Annotated in this window: 15 protein-coding genes; 4 read left to right on the top strand and 11 right to left on the bottom strand. The window is 68.2% G+C overall.

The window, feature by feature from the left end:
- Positions 1-51: 51 nt before the first annotated feature.
- From AAAZ40_RS01910 to AAAZ40_RS01895, 4 genes are all read left to right on the top strand, one after another.
- Entirely contained in the window at positions 52-3,870 is a 3,819-nt protein-coding gene (locus tag AAAZ40_RS01910) for a UvrD-helicase domain-containing protein (protein ID WP_476660915.1), read from the top strand.
- Positions 3,867-4,958 carry a DMT family transporter gene (locus AAAZ40_RS01905; RefSeq protein WP_476660914.1) on the top strand — a complete coding sequence of 364 codons (1,092 nt, stop codon included), beginning with the start codon at positions 3,867-3,869 and terminating at the stop codon, positions 4,956-4,958. Before AAAZ40_RS01910 ends, AAAZ40_RS01905 begins: the two co-directional genes overlap by 4 nt.
- Positions 4,959-5,019: 61 nt before the next feature.
- Positions 5,020-7,044, top strand: coding sequence for an ABC-F family ATP-binding cassette domain-containing protein (locus tag AAAZ40_RS01900; RefSeq protein ID WP_476660913.1), 2,025 nt, complete (start codon positions 5,020-5,022; stop codon positions 7,042-7,044).
- Positions 7,045-7,123: 79 nt separating this feature from the next.
- Positions 7,124-7,792, top strand: coding sequence for a histidine phosphatase family protein (locus AAAZ40_RS01895; protein ID WP_476660912.1), 669 nt, complete (start codon positions 7,124-7,126; stop codon positions 7,790-7,792).
- Between the two features lie 89 nt (positions 7,793-7,881).
- On the opposite strand, the gene AAAZ40_RS01890 is transcribed toward AAAZ40_RS01895, so the two are convergent.
- The 11 genes from AAAZ40_RS01890 to AAAZ40_RS01840 all read right to left on the bottom strand — a co-directional run bounded on the left by AAAZ40_RS01890 (position 7,882) and on the right by AAAZ40_RS01840 (position 16,997).
- Positions 7,882-8,073 carry a 2-hydroxymuconate tautomerase gene (locus AAAZ40_RS01890; protein WP_476660911.1) on the bottom strand — a complete coding sequence of 64 codons (192 nt, stop codon included), beginning with the start codon at positions 8,071-8,073 and terminating at the stop codon, positions 7,882-7,884.
- Between the two features lie 13 nt (positions 8,074-8,086).
- Positions 8,087-9,127 carry a 4-hydroxy-2-oxovalerate aldolase gene (gene dmpG / locus AAAZ40_RS01885; protein ID WP_476660910.1) on the bottom strand — a complete coding sequence of 347 codons (1,041 nt, stop codon included), beginning with the start codon at positions 9,125-9,127 and terminating at the stop codon, positions 8,087-8,089.
- Between the two features lie 14 nt (positions 9,128-9,141).
- Positions 9,142-10,056, bottom strand: coding sequence for an acetaldehyde dehydrogenase (acetylating) (locus AAAZ40_RS01880; protein WP_476660909.1), 915 nt, complete (start codon positions 10,054-10,056; stop codon positions 9,142-9,144).
- A gap of 19 nt (positions 10,057-10,075) precedes the next feature.
- The gene (dmpH, locus tag AAAZ40_RS01875; protein ID WP_476660908.1) at positions 10,076-10,864 is read right to left on the bottom strand and encodes a 2-oxo-3-hexenedioate decarboxylase; all 789 of its coding nucleotides are present in this window, start codon (positions 10,862-10,864) and stop codon (positions 10,076-10,078) included.
- A 10-nt stretch (positions 10,865-10,874) separates the two neighbouring features.
- A complete protein-coding gene (gene dmpE, locus AAAZ40_RS01870) occupies positions 10,875-11,660 on the bottom strand; it encodes a 2-oxopent-4-enoate hydratase (RefSeq protein WP_476660907.1) in 786 nt (261 codons plus the stop codon).
- Between the two features lie 28 nt (positions 11,661-11,688).
- Positions 11,689-12,543: an alpha/beta fold hydrolase gene (locus tag AAAZ40_RS01865; RefSeq protein ID WP_476660906.1), complete on the bottom strand. Its 855-nt coding sequence runs from the start codon at positions 12,541-12,543 to the stop codon at positions 11,689-11,691.
- Positions 12,540-13,994: a 2-hydroxymuconic semialdehyde dehydrogenase gene (locus AAAZ40_RS01860; RefSeq protein ID WP_476660905.1), complete on the bottom strand. Its 1,455-nt coding sequence runs from the start codon at positions 13,992-13,994 to the stop codon at positions 12,540-12,542. Before AAAZ40_RS01860 ends, AAAZ40_RS01865 begins: the two co-directional genes overlap by 4 nt.
- 22 nt (positions 13,995-14,016) lie before the next feature.
- Entirely contained in the window at positions 14,017-14,448 is a 432-nt protein-coding gene (locus AAAZ40_RS01855) for a GlcG/HbpS family heme-binding protein (protein WP_476660904.1), read from the bottom strand.
- Between the two features lie 147 nt (positions 14,449-14,595).
- On the bottom strand, positions 14,596-15,540 hold the full coding sequence (locus AAAZ40_RS01850; RefSeq protein WP_476660903.1) for a catechol 2,3-dioxygenase: 945 nt from the start codon (positions 15,538-15,540) through the stop codon (positions 14,596-14,598).
- 20 nt (positions 15,541-15,560) lie between these two features.
- Positions 15,561-15,932, bottom strand: a complete 372-nt coding sequence (locus tag AAAZ40_RS01845) for a 2Fe-2S iron-sulfur cluster binding domain-containing protein (protein ID WP_476660902.1) — start codon at positions 15,930-15,932, stop codon at positions 15,561-15,563.
- A 3-nt stretch (positions 15,933-15,935) separates the two neighbouring features.
- A complete protein-coding gene (locus tag AAAZ40_RS01840) occupies positions 15,936-16,997 on the bottom strand; it encodes a 2Fe-2S iron-sulfur cluster-binding protein (RefSeq protein WP_476660901.1) in 1,062 nt (353 codons plus the stop codon).
- Between the last annotated feature and the right edge of the window lie 7 nt (positions 16,998-17,004).

The following is a 17,004-nucleotide window of genomic DNA, read 5'->3' as shown; positions in this document are numbered from 1 at the left end:
GCAGCCCAACCCAGACCGCCGAACCACCCGCCCTAGGCCCACGCCCCAGCCATGAACCCCGCCGCACCCGCGCCACTGCCCACTTCCACATCCGAGGCCCGGCCAGACACCGGCACACCCGCTGATCCCGCTGTGCCAGACGACGCCGCTCTGCTGGAGCTGGACAAGGCCAACCGCCAACGGGCCATCGACCCCAGCTGCAGCTTCATCGTCGAAGCCCCGGCCGGGGCCGGCAAAACCGAGCTGCTGACGCAGCGCTTCTTGGCGCTGCTGCAGCACGTCGAGGAACCCGAGCAGATCGTCGCCCTGACCTTCACCCACAAGGCGGCGGCGGAGATGCGCGAACGCATCGTGGGCAGCCTCGAGCTGGCCGCCTTGGGCCATCCGCCCACCGAGGCGCACCGCCAACGCACCTACGAGCTCGGGCTTCAGGTGCTGCAGCACGAGCGCCAGCGCCAGCGCCAGTGGGGCCTGCTGCAGCAGCCGGCGCGGCTGCGCATCACCACCCTGGACGCGCTGTGCGGCCAGCTGGCGCGCCAGATGCCGCTGCTGTCGCGCCTGGGCAGCCAGCCCGGCATCGCCGCCGACGCCCAGCCGCACTACCGCCGCGCCGCGCAAGAAACGCTGCGCCTGCTCGATGCCGATGGGCCGCTGGCTGATTGCCTAGAGCGCGTGCTCGAGCGCTTCGACCACCAACCCGCGCGCTTGGGCGAGTTGTTGCAAGCCATGCTGGCGCGGCGCGAAGCCTGGCTGGCGCTGTGCCACCAAGGCGCCGACCTGCAGCAGGCCGAGGCCGCGCTGCGCGACCTGATCGACGACGAACTGCGCCGCCTCGTGGCGCTGCTGCCCGCCGGCTGGCAAGCGGCGCTGCAACCGGCTGCGCGCTGGGCCGCCGCGCACGCGCTGCAACAGCGCAGCACCCCAGACGCAGACGCGGCCCCAACCGAGGCGCCCAATCCAGCTGCCCAGCAACCGCTGCAAGCCGTGGCCGACTGGCAGCAGCCGCTGCGCGGTGACAGCGCCGAGCTGCCGCTGTGGCGAGGCCTAGCCGAGCTGCTGCTGACGCAAAAAGGCGGCCCGCGCCAGAAAATCCCGGCCGCCTACGGCTTGAGCGGCGCCGGCAACAAGGCGCTGGCGGCGGCCTTCAAGTGCGGCCTCGAGGCGCTGCCCGAAGCGGCGGCGGCGGCGCTTGCGCGGGTGCGGCGCTTGCCCGAGCCGCACTACGGCGGCAACGACCGCGCCTTCATCGCCGACCTGCTGGCCGTGCTCAAGGTGGCGGCAGCACAGCTCTGGCTGGTGTTTCAGCAGGCGCGCGAAGTGGATTTCGCCGAAATCGCCCTGCAGGCGCTGCACGCCCTGGGCCGCGCCGAGGAACCCAGTGAGCTGCAACTGCAGCTCGACCACCGCATCAGCCACCTGCTGATCGACGAGTTCCAAGACACCAGCCCGCTGCAAGTCGAGCTGCTCGAGCGCCTGACGGCCGGCTGGCAAGCCGGCGACGGCCGCACCCTATTTCTGGTGGGCGACCCGATGCAGTCGATCTACCGCTTTCGCAAAGCCGAAGTCGGGCTGTTTTTGCAGGTGCGCGCGCACGGCTTGGGCGCCATCCAGCCGCAGCCGCTGCACCTGTACCGCAACAACCGCTCGCAGCCGCCGCTGGTGCGCTGGGTCAACCAGACCTTTGCCCACGTCTTTGGCCCTCACGACGACCACCGCCGTGGCGCCGTGCGCTTCGCCCCGGCCAGTCCCACCCGCACCGGGCACCCGCTGGCGCGCGTGCAGTGGCACCCGCTGATCGAAAACCGCGCCACCAGCGCGCAGGCCAACGAGGGGGAAGGCGAACCGCAACCCGACGACGAACCCGGCAGCAGCGCCGAGCGCGAAGCGCAGCAGGTGCTGGCGCTGATCGCGCAAGCGCGCGCCGACGACCCCGACGGCAGCATCGCGGTGCTGGTGCGCGCGCGCCGCCACCTCGAGGCGCTGGTGCCGGCGCTGCGCGCGCTGCCGCAGCGGCTGGCCTTTCAGGCGGTCGAGATCGAAGCGCTGGCCGAGCGCCAACCGATTCAAGACCTGCTCATCCTCACGCGCGCGCTGCACCACCTGGCCGACCGCGTGCACTGGCTGGCGCTGCTGCGCGCGCCTTGGTGCGGCCTGACCCTGGCCGATTTGCACCTGCTGGCCGCCGACGCGCCACGCCACAGCGTCTGGCACCTGCTGCAAGACGGAGTGCGCTGCGCGCGCTTGAGCGCCGACGGGCAGCAGCGGCTGGCGCACCTGCGCGAGGTGCTCGGGCTGGCCTTGGCGCACCAAGGCCAGCAGCGGCCGCGGCGCTGGGTCGAGGGCGTGTGGCAGGCGCTGGGCGGGCCGCTCACCCTGGCGCAGGAAGCCGATTTGAGCGACACCCAAGCCTACTTCGAAGTGCTGGAGCGCTGCACCCGCCACGGCGTGCTGGAGCTCGAGCGCATCGAGGCCGAACTGGAGCGGCTCTACGCCGCGCCCGACCCCGACGGCGCCGCGCTGCAGCTCATGACGCTGCACAAGGCCAAGGGGCTGGAGTTCGACACCGTGATCCTGCCCGGGCTGCAGCGCAAGGCCCAGGGCGCCGACCGCGCCCTGCTGCTGTGGGACCAGGTGCTCGACGACCAAGGCCACGAGCGCCTGCTCTTGGCCACCCCGCCCGAGGCCGGGCACGACGGCGCCTCGATCTACGACTACCTGCTGACGCTGGAAAACGAGCGCCAGCGCAACGAGGCCAAGCGCCTGCTCTACGTCGGCGCCACGCGCGCCCGGCGCCAGCTGCACCTGCTCGGCAGCGCCACCCCCAACCCCAAAGGCGATGCCTTGGGCAAGCCCGCACCCGATAGCCTGCTGGCGCTGCTGTGGCCGGTGGCCGAAAGCGAGTTCGTGCGCGCCTGGCGCTCGGGACTGCAGCCGTGCGGTTCTGATGCCAGCGTCGGGAATGGCACCGATACGAATGCGGATGCTGGGGCGAGCCCAAAGGCGGATGCCGATGCGGATGCGGCAGCAGCCAGCGGCCCGGCGCGACCCACCTTGGCCGAGTACGCGCACCGACTGCAGCGGTTGAAGCAGCCCGGCTGGCCTGCAGCCTTGGCGCACCCCTCCACGTCAAACACCAATGCAGGGCCAGCCCTTGCCGCGGCGCCCCAAACCCCGGCAACCGAAGCCCCCACCCTACCCCGGCGACCGGCGTCAGCCAGCCCAGACACAGCCTCCGCCATCGGCACGTTGGTGCACCGCTACCTAGAGCTGATCGCCCACGATGGGCCCGAGGCATGGCCCAGCACGCGCTTGCCACCGCTGCACGGCGCGATGCAGCAGAGCTTGCGTGCCCAAGGCCTGAGCGCGCCCGAGGCCACGGCGGCAGCGAATCGGGTGCAGCGGCACCTGCACACCACCCTGAGCAGCGCCGACGGCCGTTGGCTGCTCTCGGCCCACACCGACGCGGCCAGCGAATGCGCCATCGGCAGCGTTGTCCACCTCACCCCAGTACCGCCCCCAGCACCCGCCTTCGAACCCGGCCCTGAACCGGGCAATGAACAGCCCCCGAGCAGCGGCCACAGCCCCCACCCCCTGCACGTGATCGATCGCACGTTCGTGCACCAAGGCAGGCGCTGGATCGTGGACTACAAAACCACCGAGCACGAGCCCAGCGCACAGCGCAACGGCGATCTGGATACTTGGCGCGCCCAGTTGCAGCGTTACCGCGCCCTCCACGACGACGCCCTGCCGGTGCAGTTGGCGGTGTTCCTCACCCACAGCGGGCGCCTGCTGCGCTTGAGTGAAAACCAAGAGTCAAACCCGGTCATGCCCGATTGCCTTTCAGCCTCTGAGCCACCCAACGCCCGATGAACCGCGCCATTGCCTACGCGCTCGGTTCGGCGCTGCTGTTTGGCGCCAGCACACCGCTGGCCAAGCAGCTGCTCGACACCCTGCCGCCGCTGCTGCTCGGCGGCTTGCTCTACCTCGGGGCTGGGCTGGGTCTGCTGCTGTACCGGCTGCTGCGCGACCGCGGCTGGCGGCACCCAGGCCTGCATGGGCGCGACTGGGGCTGGCTGGGCGGCGCCATCGCCATCGGCGGCGTCATCGGCACCGCCACGCTCATGTTTGGCCTGCAGCACACCAGCGCCGCCAGCGCCTCGCTGCTGCTCAACCTTGAGGCGGTGTACACCGCGCTGCTGGCCTGGCTGGTGTTTCGCGAGCACGCCAGCGCGCGCGTGGTCACCGGCATGTTGGCCATCGTCGCCGGCGGGCTGCTGCTGGCTTGGCCGGCCGAACCCAGCGCCGCCGCAGCAGCCCTGAGCAACGGCCCAAGCGCTGGGGCCGCTAGCGCCTGGCTGGGGCCGCTGCTGGTGTCTGTGGCCTGCCTGTGCTGGGCCATCGACAACAACCTGACGCGCAAGGTCGCGGCCGCCGACGCCGTGTTCATCGCCGGCAGCCGCGGGCTGGTGGCCGGTTTGGTAAGCACGGCCGGGGCGCTGGCGCTGGGGGCGCCGTGGCCGCCTGTGGGCGCCACACTGGCCGCCATGCTGGTGGGGCTGCTGGGCTACGGCGTGAGCCTGGTGCTGTTCGTGCTTGCGCTGCGTGGCCTGGGCACGGCGCGCGCCAGCGCCTACTTTGCCACCGCCCCCTTCATCGGCGTGGCGGTGGCGCTGCTGCTGCTGGGCGAGGCGACCACGTGGCTGTTCTGGGGCGCCGGACTGCTCATGGCCGTCGGCGTCTGGCTGCACCTGGGCGAACGCCACGCGCACCGGCACCAGCATGAGGCGCAGGAACACGAACACTGGCACCTGCACGACGCCCACCACGACCACACGCACGATAGCGCCAGCACCAGCGCAAACCCCGGCCTGCTCGGGCACCGGCACTGGCACCGCCACGAGCCCCTCACGCACCGCCACCCGCACTACCCCGACACCCACCACCAGCACCGCCACTGAGCGGCGGCAAACTGTTACCCTCAAGCCCCCCTGACCACGCCTCCCTCAAGCCCACCGCCCCATGACCTGGATCACCCTCAACGGCCTCAGCCTCGCCTACGGCCACCTGCCCTTGCTCAACCGGGTCGATTTTTCGCTCCAAGCCGGCGAGCGCGTCGGGCTGGTGGGGCGCAACGGCAGCGGCAAATCGTCGCTGCTCAAAATCATCGCCGGCCTCGAGCGCGCCGACGACGGCCAGATACAGCGCCAAAACGGGCTGCGCGTGGCCTACGTGCCGCAAGAGCCCGAGCTCGACCCCGAGGCCAGCGTGTTCGAGGCCGTGAGCGTGGGCCTGCAGCGCGTGCAAGAGCTGCTGCAGCGCTACCTGGCGCACGAGAGCGGCTGCGACCTCGACGCGCTGCAGACCGAAATCGAAACCCTGGATGGCTGGAACTGGGAGCAGCGCGTAGCCCAAACCCTGAGCCGGCTCGGCTTGCAGGCCGATGAGCGCGTCGGCAGCCTCTCGGGTGGCGTGCGCAAGCGCGTGGCGCTGGCGCAGGCGCTGGTGGCGCTGCCCGATTTGCTGCTGCTCGACGAACCCACCAACCACCTCGATCTCGACGCCATCGGCTGGCTGGCCGAGCTGCTGCGCGATTTTCGTGGCGCCTTGCTGCTCATCAGCCACGACCGCGACTTTCTGGACCGCGTCTGCACGCGCACGGTGGAGCTCGACCGCGGCCTGCTGCACAGCTACGACGGCGCCTACAGCGCCTTTGAGCGCCTCAAAGCGCAGCGCTTGGCACAAGAGGCGCTGCTCAACGCCCGCGCCGACAAGCTGCTGGCGCAAGAGGAGCAGTGGATCCGCAAAGGCGTCGAGGCGCGGCGCACCCGCGCCCAGGCGCGCATCGAACGCTTGCAGGTGCTGCGCGCCCAGCACGCCCAGCGCCGCGCCGCCGTCGGGCAGGTGCGGCTGGATGTGAACAGCGGGCCGGGCAGTGGCCGCTTGGTGGCCGAGCTCGAGGGCGTGAGCAAATACTTTGGCGATGGCCCCGAGCGCCGCTGCATCATCGACAACTTTTCCACCACCGTGCTGCGCGGCGACAAAGTGGGGCTGATCGGCCCCAACGGCGCCGGCAAAACCACCCTGCTCAAGCTGATTCTGGGCCAGCTCGCCCCCGACAGCGGCCAGGTGCGCAGCGGCAGCCGGATCGAGGTGGCCTACTTCGACCAGATGCGCGACGCGCTCGACCTCAACGCCACGCTCGAAGACTTCATCAGCCCGGGCAGCGAGTGGATCGAGATCGGCACGCGCCGCATCCACGTGCGCAGCTACCTGGGCGACTTTTTGTTTGCCCCGGCGCGCGCCCGTGCGCCTATCAGCGCCCTGTCGGGTGGCGAGCGCAACCGGCTGCTGCTGGCGCGGCTTTTTGCGCGCCCGGCCAACGTGCTGGTGCTCGACGAACCGACCAACGACCTCGACATCGAAACCCTGGAGCTGCTCGAACAGCTCCTGACCGAGTTCGACGGCACCGTGTTTTTGGTCAGCCACGACCGGCGCTTTCTCGACAACGTGGTCACCAGCACCATCGTCTATGAGGGCGCGGGCCAGTGGCGCGAGTACGAGGGCGGGGTCGAGGACTGGATCGCGCAATCGATGCGCGTACACGGCGCGGCGCCGGTCTGGGGCCGCAGCGGTGCGGCCGGCATGGGCACGTCGAGCCTGGCGGGCAGCAGCGGCCTTGGCAGCGCCAGTGCGGCCCGCGCTGCAGGGCCGGCACAAGGCTCCCCCCAAGCCCCCACTCAATCCCCTGCATCCAGCCCCACGGCCACCCCCTCGCCGGCCCGCAGCGCGCCCCAGCCAGCAGCCAACCCCGCCACCGCCAAGCGCAAACTCAGTTACAAAGAGCAGCGCGAGCTCGAAGCCCTGCCGGCGCGCATCGAGGCGCTGGAGGCCGAGCAAAAAGCCATCGACGCCGAGCTGGGCGATGGCCTGCTCTACGCGCGCCACCCAGACCGCGCCGCCGCCCTGGCCCAGCGCCACGCCGCCATCGACGAGGAGTTGCTGCAGGCGCTGGAGCGCTGGGAGGCGCTGGGCCAGCCGGGCTGACGGGGCCCGGTCGCCTCGGCGACGCGCTGGAGGCATCAGGCGTCAACTGGCGGCGCCATAAAGCACCACAATCGCCCCCATGGGAACCCTCTACCTGGTGCGCCACGGCCAAGCCTCGTTTGGCAGCGACGACTACGACCGCCTCAGTCCGCTCGGGCAGCGCCAAAGCCAGCGCCTAGGCGAGCACTGGCGCGCGCACGGCCTGCATTTCGACGCCGTTTACACCGGCACCCTGCTGCGCCAGCGCCAAACCTGGGCGGGCATCGCGCAGGGGCTGGGCAGCAGCCTCGAGCCGCATGAGTGGCCCGAGCTGAACGAGTACGACAGCGCCGCCCTGATCGACGCCCTGCACGCCCACCCCAGCGCCCCGGCGCACACCCCGCAGGGCTACCGCGAGCATTTTCGGCTGCTGCGCGACGCGCTGCGTCTATGGATGGCGGGCGTGCTCACGCCGGCGGGCATGCCCGATTACCCGGCCTTCGTGGCCGGCGTGGTGGCGGCGCTGGACCATGTGCGCCAGCTCGGCCAGGGCCGGGTGCTGATCGTCAGCAGCGGCGGCCCGATCGCCACCGCCGTGGGCCACCTGCTGGGCACCACGCCCGAGACCACGATCGAGCTCAACCTGCGTCTGCGCAACACCGCGATCACCGAATTTGAATTCAACCCCAAGCGCCACACGCTGCAAAGCTTCAACACGCTGCCGCACCTGGCGCAGCCCGAGCAGGCCGATTGGATCAGCTACGCCTGAGGCGCTGCGGTCTTACGGCGCGGCTTTGAGCGCCGCTTCGTTGGGTGCCGCGACCCCCTTTAGGAGGATGCGCGGCAGAGGGCATCCTCCTAACGCCCCAGGTCCTTCGCCGACACCCCGGCGATGCCCCAGTTCTCCTTGGGCATTTCGTGGATCCAGACGCGGATGGTTTCCTTCTTGGCGTCGGTGGCTTCGTGCAGCGCCTGGGTGACCTTTTCGATCACGGCCTGCTTCTGCTCGGGCGTGCGGCCTTCTAGCATGTAGATCTGTGCGAATGGCATGGTGATGCACTCCTCAGGCGGCTTTTTTCTGTACCTGCGCGTCGCGCGAGCGGGCCATGGTAATGGCGGTGTCTTCGATCATGTCTTCCTGTCCACCGACCATCTTCTTGCGGCCGAGTTCGACCAAGATGTCGCGCGCCGACAGGCCGTACTTGACAGCGGCGCGCTTGGCGAACAGCAGGAAGCTGCCGTAAACGCCAGCGTAGCCCAGCGTGAGCGCGTCGCGGTCGATGCGGATCGGGAAGTCCATGATCGGCACCACCAAGTCTTCGGCCACGTCCTGGATCTTCCAGACGTCGACACCGGTCGGCACGCCCATGCGGTCGAGCACGGCGACCAGCACCTCCATCGGCGTGTTGCCCGCACCCGCGCCCAAGCCGGCGGCCGCGGCATCGATACGATTGGCGCCGCACTCGATGGCGACGACCGAGTTGGCCACGCCCATGGCGAGGTTGTGGTGGCCGTGAAAGCCCAGCTCGGTCTCGGGCTTGAGCGCGTCGCGCACCGCCTGCAGGCGGGCCTTCACGTCGGCGGGCAGCATGTAGCCGGCCGAGTCGGTGACGTAGATGCAGTTGGCGCCGTAGCCCTCCATCAGCTTGGCCTGTTTCACTAGGCCTTCAGGGCTGTTCATGTGGGCCATCATCAGGAAGCCCACGGTGTCCATATCGAGTTTGCGCGCATAGGTGATGTGCTGCTCGCTCACGTCGGCTTCGGTGCAGTGCGTGGCCACGCGGATGGTGTGCACGCCCAGGCCGTGCGCCATCTTCAGGTGTTCGACGGTGCCGATGCCGGGCAGCAGCAGCGCCGAGACCTTGGCCTGCCTCATCAGCGGGATCACGGCGCCTAGGTACTCTTCGTCGGTGTGGGCCGGAAAACCGTAGTTGACCGAGCTGCCGCCCAGGCCGTCGCCGTGGGTCACTTCGATCAGCGGCACGCCCGCGGCGTCTAGGCCGCAGGCTATTGCTCTCATCTGGTCGAGCGTCATCAGGTGACGCTTGGGGTGCATCCCGTCGCGCAGGGTCATGTCGTGCAGGGTGATATTTTTCTGGCTCATGGCTGTCTTCTCCTTCAGGCGGCCATAGGTTCGAGCACCAGCTCGCCCTTGAGGATTTCTTCGGCAAACATCTCGGCGGTGCGCGCGGCGGCTGCGGTCATGATGTCCAGATTGCCGGCGTACTTGGGCAGGTAGTCGCCCAGGCCCTCGACCTCCATGAAGACCGAGACGCGGTTGCCATCGAAGACCGGGCCGTTGACCAGCTTGTAGCCCGGCACGTACTTCTGCACTTCCCGGATCATGTCGTGGACCGACTTCGTGATGGCGGCCTCGTCGGGCTTGCCCTCGACCAGGCAATGCACCGTGTCACGCATGATCAGCGGCGGCTCGGCCGGGTTGATGATGATGATGGCCTTGCCCTTTTTTGCGCCGCCCACCATCTCGACCGCGCCGGCCGTGGTGCGGGTGAATTCGTCGATGTTCTTGCGCGTGCCGGGGCCGACCGACTTGGAAGAAACGGTGGCGACAATCTCGCCGTAGGCCACGGGCTGCACACGGCTGACCGCGAAGACCATCGGAATGGTCGCTTGGCCGCCGCAGGTGACCATGTTGACATTCATCTCGCGTTGGCCGACGTGCTGCTTCAGGTTGACCGGTGGCACGCAAAACGGTCCGATGGCCGCAGGCGTGAGGTCGATCATCATCGCGCCCTGCGCGTTGACTTTGCGCGAGTTTTCGGCGTGCACGTAGGCGCTGGTCGCGTCGAAGACAATCTGAACGCCGTCGGCTTTCATGTGAGGAATCAGGCCGTCGACACCGTCGGCGGTGGTCTTGATGCCCATTTCCTTGGCGCGTTGCAAGCCGTCGGACGCCGGATCGATGCCCACCATCCACACCGGTTCTAGCACCGGGCTTCGTTGCAGCTTGGCCAACAGGTCGGTGCCGATGTTGCCGGGCCCTATGAGGGCGCATGGTATTTTCTTGCTCATGGGGGATTCCTAGTGTATTTCAAACGAAGCGCATGCCCACGGACCCAAGGTCCTGAAAGCGCACGTTGACACTGTCGCCCGCCTGCACTGCGATGGCTTCGGTCACGCCGCCGGTCATGATGAAACTGCCGGCGGGAATCTCCTGGCCGCGCGCGCCTAGGTGGTTGGCCAGCGCGGCAATCGCGGCCGCCGGGTGACCCATCACGGCGGCGCCGGCGGCCATGGCCACGATCTGGCCGTTCTTCTCCAGCACCACACCCAAGGTGCGCAGGTCGAGTTCTTCAACCCGGCGCGCGCGGCCGCCGATGACGAAGCGCGAGGCCGAGGTGTTATCAGCGATCACGCTCTTGAGATCGAACTTGAAGTCGCGGTAGCGGCTATCGATGATCTCGACGCCCGGGATCACGAAGTCAATCGCTGCCATGACGGCGCCGACATGGCAACCCGGCCCTTTCAGTGGCGCCTTGGTGACCACGCAAATCTCGGCCTCAACCTTGGGGTGGATCAGTTCCGAAGTCTTGATTCCACCTCCTTCGGCGCACGCCATGTAGTCGCTGACGAAGCCGAACACGGGCGTGTCCACGCCCATTTGCTTCATCTTGGCGTAGGAGGTCAGGCCGCACTTGAGGCCCACCGTCTTCTGGCCACGGCCTTCCTTGCGAGCGCGGATCAGGTCCTGGATGGCGTAGGCGTCGTCCCAGTCCATGTCCGGGTAGTCGTCGGTGATCTTGGTGACGTCCTGCGCCTTGAGCTCAGCGTTTTCCAGGTGTTCGGCGAGTTGGGCAAGGGTGTTCTTGTCGAGTTTCATGGCTTCGTCCTCAGGCAACAAAACGGACCGACGTGCCGCCAAGGCCGCCGACGCTGCAGTACAGGCTGTCGCCCGCGACGACGGGTACCAGCGGCGACTGCGACCCCGAGAGAATGATGTCGCCGGCCTTCAGGCCGATGCCCAGGCGGCCCAGCGTGTTGGCCAGCCAGGCTACTGCGTTGACTGGCGAGCCTTGCACCGACGCGCCGCAGGTCGTGCTGATGATTTCGCCGTTCTTTTCCAGCACCATGCCGGCCAGGGCGAGGTCGAGGTCGCGCGGGCTCTTGCGCAGGCCGCCCAGCGTGAGCACGCCGCAGGAAGCGTTGTCGGCCACCGTGTCCTGGATCTTGATCTTCCAGTCCCTGATGCGGCTGTCGACGATCTCAAAACAGGGCATCACGCAGTCGGTGGCGCGCAGCACGTCGGCCGCGGTCACGCCGGGGCCTTCGAGGTCGCGCGCCAGGATGAAGGCGACCTCGGCTTCCGCCTTGGGCGCGATCATGCTGCCCGCCGAAATCGGCTGTCCTTCGTTGTAGACCATGCCCGAGAGCAGGTGGCCGAAGTCGGGCTGGTTGACCTTGAGCATGTCCATCACGACCTTGCTCGTCACGCCGATCTTTTTGCCCACCACGTGCTCACCGGCGTCCAGCCGGCGCTGGATCATGCGCAGCTGGATCTGGTAGGCGTCCTCGATGGTGATGTCGGGTTCGCGGTCGGTGAGGGGAGCGACGGCCTGCCGGCTGAGCAGCGACTGGTAAAGCTCGTCGCCGTACTGTTGAATCTTGGAGGTGTCCATGGGGTGCATTCAGGTGAGGGAAACCGGGTCAGGCAGAGGCGTCGGCCTCGGAAAGGAAGTTGGCCACCAGCTGCGCGAAGCGCGCGGCGTGTTCGATCTGCGTCCAGTGGCCGCAGTGGCCGAACACATGCAGCTGGCTGTTGGGAATCCACTGGCTCAGCGTGAGCGAGTTCTGCAGCGGGATCACCTGGTCTTCGCGGCCGTGCACGATCAGCGTCTCGTGTGGCAGCGCGCGGATCGCCGCTTCGGGGCTGGCCATGGCGTCGACCCAGCGCTGGCGCGGGGCCGGGAACATGGCCGAGAAGGACTCCTGAAAACCGGGCCGGATGCTGGCCTGGTGGCGCAGCTCGGCCAGCTCGTCGGTGACGAGGGCGCGGCTGTACGCAAAGATGTCGAGCAGCCGCTTCATGGTCGCGAGCGAGGGTTCGTAACCCCAGACGGCGTCGAGGCCCGGTGTGATCGGGAACGACACGCCGACCGAGCCCATCAGCACCAGGCGGCGCACGCGCTGCGGCGCGCGGATGGCGAGGGCCAGCGAAAGTGCGCCGCCGAAGCTGTTGCCGACCACGTCGGCCTGCTCGATGCCCATCGCGTCCATCACGTCGAGTGCCTGCTGCACCCAGGTGTCCATGTTGTAGGTGATGTTTGCGGGCCGGTCGGTGTAGCCGAAGCCCACCATGTCGGGCGCGATCACGCGGCGGTCCTGCGCAATCACCGGCATGGCGAGCCGCCAGTTGGCCCAGGCGCTGACGCCGGGACCGGAGCCGTGGATGAACAGCACCGGCGGCTGGCCTGGCTTCGAGCTGCCCAGGTCGTGTACGTTGCTGTGGAAGGCGCCCGTGCGGACGCTGCGGGCGATTTCGGGGTTGTGAGGTGCGTTCACAGCTTCACCATGACGTTGCGGAGCTCGGTATAGAACTCCAGGGAATGCACACCGCCTTCGCGGCCGATGCCCGAGGCCTTGGCGCCGCCGAAGGCGGTGCGCAGGTCGCGCAGGAACCAGCTGTTGATCCAGCACAGGCCGACTTCGATGGCCGCGGCCATGCGGTGGGCCTTGCCCAGGTCCTGTGTCCAGACGGTGGTGGCCAGGCCGTAGTCGGTGGCGTTGGCCAGCGCGACGGCTTCCTCTTCGGTGTCGAAGGGTGCGATGTGGCAGCAGGGGCCGAAGATCTCTTCGCGGATCACGCTGGCGCTCTCGGGCAGGCCGGTCCAGATGGTCGGCTGCACGAAGTGGCCGTGGGCGTATTCGCCGTCCAAAACGGGCACGCCGCCGCCGGTGACGACGGTCGCGCCCTCGGCATGGGCCTTGGCGTAGTAGCCCAGCACCTTGACCTTGTGTTCGGCCGAGATCAGCGGGCCCAGGCCAACGCCGGGCGTGTCGGGGCCGCCGACCTTCAGGGCCTCGGCCTTTTCTTTCAACGCAGCAACGAACTTGTCGAAGATCGGTCGCTGCACGTACACGCGCTCGGTGCCCAGACACACCTGGCCGCAGTTCTCGAACGCGCTGCGCGTGATGCCGGCCACCGCCTTCTCGAAGTCGGCGTCGGCGAACACGATGCCGGCGTTCTTGCCGCCAAGCTCGAAGCTGACCGGGCGCACGCCCTTGGCGGCGGCTGCCATGATGGCCTCACCGGTGCGGGTCTCGCCGGTGAAGGTGATGCCGTTGACGCCCGGGTGTTTGGTGATGAATTCGCCGGCCGAGCCGGGGCCGAAACCGTGCAGCACCTGGTACACGCCCTTGGGAATACCCACGGCGTTCATCACCTCGCCCAACAGGGTTGCGGTGGCGGGGGTTTCTTCCGAGGGCTTGACGATCACGGTGTTGCCGCAAGCCAGGGCCGGGCCGACCTTCCAGGTCATCAGCAGCAGCGGCAGGTTCCAGGGACAGATCACGCCGACCACGCCCAGCGGCGTGCGCACGCCGTAGCTGATGGCCGTGCCGCCGTCGGGCGTGGTCATCTGGAAGCTCTCGGTCGGCACGTTCTTGACGATGTCGGCAAAGACCTTGAAGTTGGCCGCGCCGCGCGGGATGTCGATGTGCGAGGCCAGCGAACGTGGCTTACCGGTGTCGGCCAGCTCGGCGGCGAGGAAGTCGTCGAAGCGTCGGTTGATCTCGTCGGCCACCGCGTGCAGCAGCTCGGCGCGCCTGACCACGCTCATCTTTCCCCACTCGCCCTTGAGCGCGGCCCGGCCCGCAGCGACAGCCGCGTTGACCTCTCGCTGGCCGGCCTCGTGCACCTGGCCGATCACGGCGTTGGTGGCGGGCGCACGCTTCTCGAAGGTCTTGGCGGTGGCGACGAATTCGCCGTCGATGAAGTTGTGGAACTGTTTCATGGTGCGTGAGTGAGATGAAAAATCAGTCGAGGCCCAGGGCCTTCAGGCCGGCGCGGGCGCAGGCCTCGTCCTGCTCGGCCGAGCCGCCCGAAACGCCGATGCCGCCCATGCGCTGGCTCTCGGCCACGATGGGCAGGCCGCCGCCGAACAGCACCAGGCGCTGGCGCTGGTTCAGGCCGATGCGCAGCAACTCGTCGTCGCCGATGACGCCGCCCCACTGCGACGTGGGGAAGCCGAAGCTGGCAGCGGTGTAAGCCTTGTCGATCGCGATGTCGATTGAATGGAGAAAGGCATTGGGCATGCGCAAGAACGCCGCGAGCGTGCCCGAGGCATCGGTCACGGCCACGTTGATGCGAATGCCCAATGCCTCTGCGTGCGCCACCGCCGCCTGACAGGCCAGCGAGGCCGCCGACGCGGTGATCACGGAAGAAGGAACAGAGAGAGCGGGTGACATGAAGAAAAGACGGGGTGTTGGCGTGAGGGGACTTCAACCGAGGGGCACCGCGGAACCGGCTCCGCCGGGCCGCAGGTGCCGTCCCCCCTCCCAGCGCCGCAGGCGCGCCAGAGAGGGGGCAAGCCGCGTCAGCGGCGCAGGGGGAGATCAGGTATAGACGTCGGTGAACGAGGGCACCGCTTCACCGGTGTGATAGAAGATCCCGGTCCACAGCTTGTCTTCGGTCCAGGTGGTCACCGGCCGGTCGCGCTGGGCCAGGTAGCCCAGGCCGGCGAAGGTCTCGTTGCGGTTGCCGCTGGGATCGAAGAAGTAGATCGTCTCGCCGCGCGTGATGCCGTGGCGCGTCGGGGCGACGTCGATCTTGGTCTTGTTCTTGGACATCACGTCGGCGGCCTTGAGCACGTCGTGCCACGAGTCCAGGAAGAAGGCGATGTGGTGCAGGCCGCTGCGCGGACCACCCACGAAGGCGATGTCATGCGGCGTGGTTGTGCGGCTCATCCAGGTGGCGGCCTGCATGTTGCCCTCGGGGCCGACCAGCACCTGTTCAGTCAGGAAGAAGTCCAGTGCCTCGGTCATGAAGCGCGTGTTGTCGGCCACGGTGTTGATGCCCTCGGGCGGGTTCATCTCGCACATCAGCAGCAGGTGGTCCAGCCAGTGCGCGCCGGCGCCTTTGAGGCCGTCCGGCCACGGATCGGGGTTGGTGGTGCCGACCTCGGTGCCCACGTATTCCTTCATCGCGTACAGGCGCATCTCGTGGCCGCTGGGCAGGTTGAACTGCAGCATGCGGCCGGTGGACGGCAGCGTGCCTTCGGGCAGCACAGTGGTCTTCACGCCCCAGGCTTCGATCTTCTTCTGCAGCTCGTCGATGTCGCTGTCCTTCTCGACCTTGTAGGCCACGTGGTTCAGGCCAGCCTGGTCCGAGGGCGTCAGGATCAGCGAGAACTTGTCCCACTCGTCCCAGCACTTGAGGTAGACGTTGCCGGCCTTGTCTTTCATGGTCGTCTTCAGGCCGAGCACGTTCTCGTAGTGCTTCACTGCGGCGTCCATGTCCATCACTTTCAGGCTCGCGTGCCCGATGCGCATCACACCCATGTCTTGTCTCCTTCGGTTGGTTACTGCTGCTGAATCGAAGGGCTGGCAGTCGCAGACTCTGCACGCCCCTTTGAAAACGGTTTGTTCAATTTGCCGGCGACTTCCAGCTGCACCGGGGTCTGCGGCGCCACGCGGCAGGCCAGCGTGTAGCCCTGGCCCTCTTCGTCGACGGTGACGTGGGCGCGGCTGATCGGGCCCAGGGCTTTGATATCGCCGCCGAGGATGCGGACCTTGCAGACGCCACAGCCGCCGTTGACGCAGCCGACCGGGATGCCCTTGCGGCCCAGCCGCACCATGCCGGCGAGCAGGCTTTCGTTGGCGGCGCAGGGAAAGGTCTCGTCCGTCTGCGCCACGTGCACGGCGAACTTGGGTCGGGTGTCAAAGATCGACATAGCTCAGACGCGTTGAAACAGGGGGCTGCGCGTGGCCTGGGCGTCGGCCGCCGAGAGGAACTTCTCGGTGTAGATGTCGCGCTCGAACAGACGGCCCTGCATCAGCGTGGTGATGCAGGCCTCGATCATGGGAGGCGGTCCGCAGAGGTAGGCCTTGTGGCCCGAAAAGTTGGCGCCGAAATGCACCTTTGCGGCTTCGTGCACGAAGCCGCGCGCGCCGCTCCAGCCCGACCCTTCGGGCTCGTGCGACAGCGCGGGAACGTAGGTGAAGTTGGCGTGCTGCGCGGCCAGCGCGCGGAACTCGGCGTCGTAGTACAGCTCCTCGCGCGAGCGCTGGCCGTAGACCAGGGTGATCGGCAACGTGCAGCCGCGCGAGAGCAGGTCGGTGATCATCGACCGCGGGCTGGACAGGCCGGACCCGCCGGCCATGAACAGCATCGGCATCTGCGCCGACTCGCGCACGATGAAGCGGCCGTAGGGCCCGGTCAGTCGCAGGCTGTCGCCGTCCTTGAGCTGCTCGTGCAGCCAGGTGGTTCCCGCGCCGCCGGGCAACTGGCGCACGTTCAGCTCGATGCTGTCGGTCGCCGCCACATCGGTGGGGTTGTTCGCGATGGAGAAGGCTCGGCTGCCCACGCCGGGAATCTCCACCTGCACGTACTGCCCCGCCTGAAAGTCGATGGGCTTGTCGAGCTGCAGGTGGATGGCCTTGATGGTCGGCGTGAGGACTTCGATGCGGCCCACCGTGGCGGCAAAGTCGCGCACCGGGATCACGCGCGCATCGGGCTCCTCGTCGATCTCGGCTTCGATGGTGGTGTCGGCCTGCAGCGTGGCGCAGCAGGCGAGGGTCTTGCCGTTGTCGCGCTCGAAGTCCATCAGCGCGAACGGGTTGGCCGCGCCGTGGTCCACCTCGCCATCGCAGACCTGCACCTTGCAGGTGCCGCAGAGGCCGTGGCCGCAGGCGTGCGGCAGGTAGAGACCCTGCCGCAGCACCGCGTCCAGCACAGTCTGGCCTTCTTCGACCTCGATGGTCGCACCCAGCGGCTCGATCGTCAGTTGGTAGCTCATGGCCGGA

Source organism: Serpentinimonas sp. SMBJO2 (assembly GCF_056341105.1).
The sequence above is the reverse complement of the archived record's forward strand: the minus strand, read 5'-3'. Positions and strand labels throughout refer to the sequence as shown.